This is a genomic window from Cyanobacteriota bacterium, assembly GCA_025054735.1.
Taxonomy (GTDB): Bacteria; Cyanobacteriota; Cyanobacteriia; order SKYG9; family SKYG9; genus SKYG9.
In genome coordinates, this window is record JANWZG010000146.1 from 1 (window position 1) to 8,778 (window position 8,778).

General features: G+C 49.1%; 9 protein-coding genes. 5 read left to right on the forward strand and 4 right to left on the reverse strand.

Annotated elements, in window-relative coordinates:
• Positions 1-200: B12-binding domain-containing radical SAM protein (locus tag NZ772_08720; GenBank protein MCS6813636.1), on the reverse strand; the 200-nt coding region annotated here is incomplete at its 3' end.
• Between the two features lie 170 nt (positions 201-370).
• Entirely contained in the window at positions 371-1,024 is a 654-nt protein-coding gene (gene phoU / locus NZ772_08725) for a phosphate signaling complex protein PhoU (protein ID MCS6813637.1), read from the reverse strand.
• An 842-nt stretch (positions 1,025-1,866) separates the two neighbouring features.
• On the opposite strand from phoU, the gene NZ772_08730 reads away from it, so the two are divergent.
• The 4 genes from NZ772_08730 to NZ772_08745 all read left to right on the forward strand — a co-directional run bounded on the left by NZ772_08730 (position 1,867) and on the right by NZ772_08745 (position 4,321).
• Entirely contained in the window at positions 1,867-2,646 is a 780-nt protein-coding gene (locus tag NZ772_08730) for an HAD family hydrolase (GenBank protein MCS6813638.1), read from the forward strand.
• 5 nt (positions 2,647-2,651) lie between these two features.
• Positions 2,652-3,575: a TIGR01777 family oxidoreductase gene (locus tag NZ772_08735; protein ID MCS6813639.1), complete on the forward strand. Its 924-nt coding sequence runs from the start codon at positions 2,652-2,654 to the stop codon at positions 3,573-3,575.
• An 88-nt stretch (positions 3,576-3,663) separates the two neighbouring features.
• Positions 3,664-3,876: a DUF2839 domain-containing protein gene (locus NZ772_08740; protein ID MCS6813640.1), complete on the forward strand. Its 213-nt coding sequence runs from the start codon at positions 3,664-3,666 to the stop codon at positions 3,874-3,876.
• 34 nt (positions 3,877-3,910) lie between these two features.
• Positions 3,911-4,321, forward strand: coding sequence for an acyl-CoA thioesterase (locus NZ772_08745; protein MCS6813641.1), 411 nt, complete (start codon positions 3,911-3,913; stop codon positions 4,319-4,321).
• A 24-nt stretch (positions 4,322-4,345) separates the two neighbouring features.
• On the opposite strand, the gene NZ772_08750 is transcribed toward NZ772_08745, so the two are convergent.
• The gene (locus NZ772_08750) at positions 4,346-7,048 is read right to left on the reverse strand and encodes a chloride channel protein (GenBank protein ID MCS6813642.1); all 2,703 of its coding nucleotides are present in this window, start codon (positions 7,046-7,048) and stop codon (positions 4,346-4,348) included.
• 555 nt (positions 7,049-7,603) lie between these two features.
• Here NZ772_08750 and NZ772_08755 point away from each other — a divergent pair.
• Positions 7,604-7,918: a hypothetical protein gene (locus NZ772_08755; GenBank protein MCS6813643.1), complete on the forward strand. Its 315-nt coding sequence runs from the start codon at positions 7,604-7,606 to the stop codon at positions 7,916-7,918.
• Positions 7,919-8,301: 383 nt separating this feature from the next.
• Here the strand turns inward: NZ772_08755 and NZ772_08760 are convergent.
• Positions 8,302-8,778, reverse strand: a 477-nt coding sequence (locus NZ772_08760; GenBank protein ID MCS6813644.1) for a Uma2 family endonuclease, incomplete at its 5' end; no start/stop codon positions are given.

The following is an 8,778-nucleotide window of genomic DNA, read 5'->3' on the forward strand; positions in this document are numbered from 1 at the left end:
TCAGCCCAGTCCCACTCCTCTGCTGTCACTGGGCGCAGGTTGCAGTCTACTAGCTTCATTTCCCAGGTTTGAGGCAAGATCCCTGCCACCGTGATGATACCCAGGGGTGGCAACTGTGCCTTTAGGTTCACCAGTTCCAATGTCTTGTCAAATGACCAAAAGCTTTGGGGAAAGCGGGGATAAACCAACAGTGCACGCATGGAAGTGCTGACTCCTCAGTGACAACAGAACGGTGACCGTGCTGACAAGAGGATTCTCTACAACACTTACACAACCCTCACTGCACTATATCATCCTCCTAGCCTAGGTAACAGCATCAGCATTTCACTAAAAAGTATTGACATTCCTAGCGACTGCGACATCTCTAGGGCTACCGCTGTCCAGTGACAATGTAGGCAACTCGCTGGCCAATGTTAGTAGCGTGGTCTGCCATGCGTTCTAGGTGACGGATCACTAAGACTAAGAGCACGATCGGCTCCACTACCCCCTGAATGTTGCTTTGTCCTGCCAGCAGCTTATAGAGTTCGTCATAGTCAGAATCGACGGCATCGTCTCGTTCTTTCACCGCTAGACCCGATTCAGCATCTAGGTTTGATAAGGCCGCCAGACTCATCGCTAACATGGCACGACAGCGATCGAGCATAATCTGGATCCGCGCCATGCACTCTTGAGGAGGATACTGGAAAAGTTTAATGGCAATCTCCCCTAAATCTTTAGCGTAGTCACCAATCCGCTCTAAATCTCGAACTAGCTGCATAACAGCACTTAACATCCGTAGGTCTTGATTGATGGGAGACTGTAATGCCATTAACCCTACACAGTCTAGCTCAATCTTTTTGTAGAGCTGATCAATTTGCTTATCTTGAACAGCAATCTGACTGGCAGCCTCTAGGTGACTCTCAAACAGAGCTTGGCGCGCTAGCCAGCATGAATGCTCTACAAGTGCACCCATTCGCAAAACATCTCGCTGCACTTGTCTCAGTTGCCGTTCAAAGTTAGCGCGATGACTAAATCTCTGTTCCACCAATACACCTATGTTCCTTTGATAGCAGAGAATGGAATCGTAGCGACAAAGTACTAACACGAGAGTACTGATATAAGTACTAATCCACTGCGCCGAACTCGATAGGCAGCACCCACTGCTTGAGCAACGTTAGACACCAAATAATTCCTAGCATCATACAATTCCCAGCATTATAGGAGTTCACCAGTTGTACATACAATGCAAGGTCACAGTCTAGTCTCAGGGTATTGCTTTAACCCGTAGTCAACGCTTTAGTGCTAAATTGCCAATTACTATCTCTACAGCTATAGCCTTCAATTTAACGCAGCAATAGTTGTAAAGGCTATGCCACCTATCAATATCACCAGCTACAGACACTATGGCTATTCGCCATCAACTTCAGGAACCATCACATTAATAACAACTATAATAACAACTATGTATTCATGATATTGATATTGACGATAGTATCTAGAGATTAAGAAATGAGAAATGATATATTATCAAACGCTCATGATCCCGTAAAGGATGCTTCTACTTATAGGATTTCCTTATAGGATTGAGCGCGGAATTGACTTGGCGCGGGTGTTTATGGCCATTGACACAGACTGTGACGTAGAGCTAAAGCCTATCTATTGGCGTTATATTTCTTGACAATTCTGACATCACGGGTTCCAATTGCTCCAGACGGGATAGCCTAACAATCTCAATACTGAGTTCCTAACCTCGTAGAATCATAGAGGGTAGTTTTAGCCACTTGATGATGCATGGAGAAAATCACTCTGTGCACAGGAGCTTAAGTTGCTGACTGTTGCTCATCACGGCTTACGACTATCTGACCGAGCAATGGTGTTAATGGGGATATGGCAGAACTGCAAGCGCTGATTTTTGATGTTGATGGCACTCTGGCAGATACTGAGCGAGATGGGCATCGAGTCGCATTTAACCGGGCTTTTGCGGAAGCTGGGCTAGATTGGGACTGGACAGTTGATTTGTATGGCAAGTTATTGAAGGTAACAGGTGGCAAAGAGCGAATACTGCACTATCTAGAGACCTATCGGCCTGATTTTCCTCGTCCTCAGAATCTTAAGGAGTTTATTGCTGGGCTGCACGCTGCCAAGACTCGCCATTACACCCAGTTGCTAGCAGAGGGCAGTATTCCCTTGCGTCCAGGGGTCAAGCGCCTGCTAGAAGAGGCACGGGCTGAAGGCTTACGGCTGGCGATCGCCACCACAACAACCCCTGCCAATGTGACAGCTCTAGTGGAAAGTACCCTAGGTAGGCAAGGCATGAGCTGGTTTGAGGTGATTGGTGCTGGTGATGTTGTGCCTGCAAAAAAGCCTGCCCCTGACATTTATACTTATGTGTTGGAAAAGATGCGGCTGAGTCCCAATGAGTGTCTTGCCTTTGAAGACTCGGATAACGGGCTGAAGTCGGCAACAGCGGCTGGCTTAAGGACGATTGTTACAGTAAACGACTATACTCGAACCCAAGACTTCACGGGTGCGATTCTGGTTCTGGATCATCTTGGGGATCCTGGCAACGTATTCCAAGTGATTAGCGGTCAAGCTGGATGGACAACCTATCTGGATGTAGCGTTGGTACGATCGTTGTATCATCAACACGTTAGCTTACGGAAGTAGTGCCCATGAAAATTGTAGTCACGGGTGCAACCGGATTTATCGGCAGTCGGCTAGTGGAGCGTCTCCAAGCTGAGGGTCATACAGTAGTTGTGCTAACGCGATCGCCAGCACGAGCACACCGAATTTTTCCTGCCCAAGCCTTTCCTAAGGTTGAGGTTGTGAGCTATGACCCGATGGCCTTAGGTGATTGGCAACAGGCCCTAGTTGGTTGTGATGGGGTTGTTAACCTAGCAGGTGCTCCTATTGCTGATCAGCGCTGGACACGGGAGTACAAGCAAGAGATTCTCAATAGTCGCCAAGGTGCTACCCGTACCCTGGTAGCTGCGATTGCCAATGCCAATCCTCGCCCATCAGTGCTGGTCAGTGCCTCTGCTATTGGATATTACGGCACTAGCGAGACAGCGACCTTTGAGGAAACTAGCCCAGCAGGCACAGACTTTTTGGCCGAGGTCTGTCAAGAATGGGAAGCTGCAGCTCAGGAGGTAACTAGGGCTGGGGTGCGCTTGGTGATTACCCGTATTGGCATCGTGGTAGGCAATGGGGGTGCGATCGCCAAAATGCTGATGCCATTCCGTCTGTTTATTGGTGGCCCGTTGGGTAAGGGCAGTCAATGGTTCTCATGGATTCACCGTGATGATCTAGCTGGTCTAATCCTGATGGCCCTTTCCCGTCCTGATATTAGTGGTGTTCTCAATGCTACTGCTCCGAACCCTGTACGCATGACAGAACTCTGCCAAACCTTGGGAACATTGCTTCAGCGTCCCTCCTGGTTACCCGTACCTGCCTTTGCCTTAGAACTCTTGCTAGGCGATGCTGCTAAATTAGTTTTGGAGGGGCAGAAAGTCATCCCTAAGCGTGCTCAAGAGCTTGGGTTTCAGTACCAGTACCCTACGATCGCAGATGCGCTTGCTCAGGTGATTCAGGAGTAAAATCAGCTACTATCTCTTTTCAGTGCTGAGAGGGCTAGATTTAGGATGAGTATTCGATTGATCAACAATGCTTGCTAGGAGCGAACCTATGGGTGACTCAAAACGACGAAAAGATACGCTGGGCGATGACTATGGTAAAGAACAACGGCTCTATCCCTGGTTTCCTCTGACTAAAAGCCAGACGCAGACGTTCATGAAAATCACCTCTACAGGTGCATGGATTGGTATCTTTGCTATGATTGCTGCCTGGCTGACCATTCGCTTTATAGGGCCTTATTTTGGCTGGTGGGATATTAACTAGACGGGTATATCGCGCCATCCATGGTTAGGGAGCTATGGCATTCACCTACGATCGCACCATTCGTTTTCAAGATACCGATGCAGCAGGCGTTGTTTTTTTCGCTAATATCTTAGCAATTTGCCATGAGGCCTACGAAGCTTCCTTGGCAGCTAGCAGTGTTGATTTGAAGAGTTTTTTTAGTGGCCGAGAGTTAGCTGTGCCCATTACCCATACTAGGGCAGACTTTTTGCGTCCATTGTTTTGCGGCGATCGTATTACCATTCAACTAACACCCCAACAGACCAGCGATACCGACTTTGAGGTGCAGTATCAACTAGTCAGTAGCGAACGACCCGATAAGCTAGTGAGTAGTGTTTTTACCCGTCATGTTTGTGTTCAGGTGGCAACTCGTACTCGCACCCATCTGCCAGCTACTATCTTGCAGTGGTTGGAGCAGTGGAAATAGGGGTGTGCTGCTTGGTTACGGGTATCAGTTCGTTTCTGATGTTGCTCGGCGAACAAGAATCACCGTGCACGTGCTGCGGCGAGCAATTTCTTCTGGAATATTGCCATGAATCGCCTGTTGTAACAATCCTTCTCGGCTGGTGCCCATGACAATAACATCACACTGATCTTTAGCAGCTAGATCGACGATCGCTTCAGGCACTGAATTAGCACAAACTGGGGTAGCAATAACCGGGCCAGCAATATTGTCAGCTAGGAATGTGGTAGCTGCTTCTAGAGCGGTGACATCAGGTATGGGCTTAGAGGGTTGACAGACTTGACACAACCGAATTTCTGGAGCGTGGCTTAGGGACGTGAGGGATGGCAATAACTGCACAGCCTGCTGAACGTTTGGCCCGCCACCAACAGGTACTAGCCAGCGATCGAAATGGGGCAACTGCGGATGGGTCATGGGCCATAGCACAGATGAGTCATCACTTATGAGGCGAGGTAATACCCGCGGCTTGATTGCGGGTGCTTTCGCAAGCTTGCCCAACTTCACTAGCATGACATCACAGGTCGCCTGCTGCAAAATGGCATCCACCGCAGTGCCAAAAATACGCCCTGGTGTTGAGGTGCTTCCCTTCCAGCCCATCAATAGCAGGTTAATGTGTCCGTCACGGACAATCTCTAGAATTGCAGACGCTAGGTCATGGGTAACACAGACACGAGTGTGTACAGGCACTTGCCATGCCTTGCCCAGCCTTGTTGCTTGTTTGAGGAGTTGTCGGCTACGGGTAGTGCGCACAGGAGTTTCTGATGGTAGCCGATCGCGACTCACAACTATTACCTGCACACACTCCACCTCATAGCGACGATCACGGGCAATAGCCATGGCCATCCGCAATAACGTTTGGGCTGTGTCTGGGTTACTGAGGGGCACTAGTAAGCGACCGTTGCCGATCGCAGGGTCACGAGTTTGATAGACCACATAGGCAGGACTGGCACGGGCATTGGCTTGTCCTGTAGCATTTGCTACTTTATCTGACTCCGCTCGAATGATGTCAGCACGGGTGATGATGCCCACTAGCCGCCGTCCTTCAGTGACGGGCAGGCGACTAATTTGATAACGATTTAACAGGTGCAGCACATGACTGAGGGAATCATAGGGCGTAACCGTCACTGGATCTGGAGTCATAATATCTGCGATCGGCGCTTCTGGAGGCAACACAGACTTGCTCAGGTCAGTCTGGGTAATGATCCCCACAAGTTGCCCACTGTCAACTACTGGAAAGCCCCGGTGATGGGATTGGGCAAAGGCTTGTTTGGCTTCCGCGATCGTCATTAGGCTAGTGAGTGTTTCTACCTGCCGCTGCATGATGTCATTCGCTGTCAGTGAGGCTAGTTGCTCATCGAGCGGTGCTTTTCGATTGAGTTGGATGCCATTCCAATCCAAAATATTGCTGTAGATCGAACCCTTGGATACAGTTTCTGCAAACAAGTAAGCAGTTACGGAGCCAACCATCAGCGGCAGTACTAGGTTAAAATCTGTTGTCATCTCAAATACAATGACGATCGCAGTAATTGGACCCCGTGCTACTGCGCTGAAAAATGCTCCCATGCCCGTTAAAGCATAGGTGGCATAGGAACCAATTGAAATTTGAGCCTCGACAGGAATCCCAACAAGGTGTTGGAGTGCTTCTGCACCATAACAGACCAATAATCCCAGAGCTGAGCCTAGGGTGAGTGATGGAGCAAATAATCCCCCTGGTGCGCCGGATCCATAGGCTACTAGGGTAAGGACAAAGTGGACAGCAAAGGCCAATGCTGGTAACGTCCAGGTTGTGGCTCCGGTCATGAGTACATCCTGTAACCCGGCTGAGTTGCGATGAGCATCAGGCAACAGCCCAATCACTGTCCCAGAGATAACGCCAGCTAATGCCATTCGCCAAGGTAGGCTAATCGACAACTGCTTGTTAAGTTTCAAGCTGAAAATAACTCCCCGGTTAAACAAGCCTCCTAATAAGCCCGCTAGTAAGCCCAACAGCATGAATAAGGGCATTTCAGGCAAGGAAAAACTACTGTGAAAATTGGGAATGTTGAGGTTAAGACCACTACCACCGAGCAACCGTGATACGACAGCTCCAATGAACGATGCCAGGATGGCAGTACCTAAGGTCATCTCGGAAACATCTTGCAGCAGTTCCTCAATCACAAACAATACCCCTGCGATCGGGGCATTGAAGCCTGCGGCCAGTCCGGCTGCTGCTCCAGCGGCAATCAACTGCCGCCGGTATCCTGGTGATGTAGGAAACCATCGGCTAAGCTGAGCGGCAAGGGCAGCTCCAATGTGGACTGTAGGTCCCTGCCGCCCTAGCACCAGACCTGAGGCTAAAGCCACGATCGTGCTGATGAGCTTCGTCACTGCAACCCTTAGCTCTAGCGGAATAGGCACGTAGTTCAATGCCGCCTTAACACCAGGGATGCCACTACCAGATGCTTCTGGAGCAAAGCGCTCCACAATCCAACCAGACACTAAGCCGCCAAGTAGCCCGATCGTTGGCAACACTAACCATGCAGGCATCATTTGGGCTGCGTAGATGCGCCAGCGTCCTAACCAGCCAATGCTATACTTCAGCAATACAGCAGACAGAGCCGCAACTAGCCCAATCACGCAGGCTTCTACAATTGCTAGACGCTTAGATTGAGAAAACTTTCGCAATTGCGACGGTAGCGAGAAGTATCCCATCGATGCCCTCAAGTCTGATCATCTAGAGATTGAATGATCCTATTGCAACGATCGTTACAGTGCGTCCTGATCTCGACACCATTACACCGAAAGAACCAAGCATAACCAATGGCTTTCTTCTGGTTAGACACACCCTGCTTGCACGTAGCTGACCTAGATGCTTAGCAGGAAGCGTTTGTCACCTCTCCCTTCAAAGAACCTTGAAGCAAGAGTGCTAGACCCATAAGGTCACCTGTCGAGATTAGAAGACGTAACTAATGTTCAAGTTCCTTAATCAATCATAAAACTCTAGTGGGCGCAGCATATCGACTAAACGCTCAAGAAAGGCTACTAAATATTAAAAAATGAAACTTTGTAGTTTGGGATACAAAAATATTTTCCGTCCACTGCATATAGTATACGAGCCACTAAGATAACCTATATGTAGCGCCTAGCAGGTAAACAGCGTTCACGGTCGTGCCATAGGTTGGTGCATTCAAGGCAGGGTGTTTAGGGAATTGAATGCTTGCTCTGGGTTTCTGGTGGATTTGCAACTCACACTTTACAGGTAGAACTATGAACTATCAAGCACAACTTAACCCTTGGGTAATTTACCGTCTGTCATCTGACCTGCAACGTGAGCTAGTCACTCGGTTTCGCACCCGTAACGATGCAGAGAGCTATCTTAAAGTAATGGGGCAGATGCAGCCGCATCTATCCTACATGGTTGTATTTGAAGCGCCGAAGCCGGAATCATCTATGGATACGTCAGCTTTAGCTAGTGCAACGTCATCCTGTGCTATCAAGCAGTCAAATGGGCCTACTGGCAGCAAAACCACCAAAGCAACAGCTAGAGGTACCAAGGCTAAGGCTGTAGCAGCGATCGCGTGACCTTAGCTTTCTAAACCTAGTTACACGATTTAGCTAGCTTATAATCCATGCCAGGGTTGATGTCACCATCTATTCCATAGAAATGGGTTAATCAGTCCTATACTACGGCTACAAATAGCTTCCAGTTAGGATTTAAGCCCTCGCTAGGAACTCATAACTCATTGCTAGCTTTTGGAGAATTGGTATTAGATGGCAGTGAGTTAGGGAGTTGGTCAGACTAGAACCCTGGAAACGGATCCGTGGCCTATCAGCGGTGATTGGTTTAGCAACAAGCAGTCAGATTACGATTTGGCTGCTTGTTCATGTAACAATCTATCTATGGCTCAAGGATTTAGATGTTCTAAATTCATAGTCTAAGGTGAGCTAGTTGCGTCTTGACCCTGCTATATCTCATCCGGATTAATCCCCTGGGCACGGAGATAAGCCGCCAAACGTTCTGCCCGTTGGGCCTCTTGTTCTGCCCGTTGGGCCTCTTGTTCTGCCCGTTGGGCCTCTTGTTCTGCCCGTTGGGCTTCTTGTTCTGCCCGTTGGTATTGCTGAAGGGCATCCTCCTCTGGGGTGGGCACTAGCTCTCCCGTGGGCTGGAAGTACCGAAGCTTGTGGTCATGGATCCCTAAGTACAGCCCTAGCTCGTCACTCCATCGCCATCCTTGGCCATTGGGGACGATCGCTTCATAACCCTGTTGCCCTAGCCGGAATCCTTCAAACTCCAGACTCTCTGGCGAAAACCAGAAGTATTCCCTGGTCTTGAATCGGTCTTGATAGAGGCTCTTTTTCAGGCCGCGATCATTCTGAGCAGTGGAGTCTGAGAGCAGTTCAATAATCAAGTCAGGATAGCGTCCCTCTTCTTCCCACACGAC

Excerpts from the sequence above, each read along its gene's own strand:
- NZ772_08730 (MCS6813638.1), top strand. The coding sequence starts at position 1,867 with ATGGCAGAACTGCAAGCGCTGATTTTTGATGTTGATGGCACTCTGGCA.
- NZ772_08735 (MCS6813639.1), top strand. The coding sequence starts at position 2,652 with ATGAAAATTGTAGTCACGGGTGCAACCGGATTTATCGGCAGTCGGCTA.
- NZ772_08740 (MCS6813640.1), top strand. The coding sequence starts at position 3,664 with ATGGGTGACTCAAAACGACGAAAAGATACGCTGGGCGATGACTATGGT.
- NZ772_08745 (MCS6813641.1), top strand. The coding sequence starts at position 3,911 with ATGGCATTCACCTACGATCGCACCATTCGTTTTCAAGATACCGATGCA.
- NZ772_08750 (MCS6813642.1), bottom strand. The coding sequence starts at position 7,048 with ATGGGATACTTCTCGCTACCGTCGCAATTGCGAAAGTTTTCTCAATCT.
- NZ772_08755 (MCS6813643.1), top strand. The coding sequence starts at position 7,604 with ATGAACTATCAAGCACAACTTAACCCTTGGGTAATTTACCGTCTGTCA.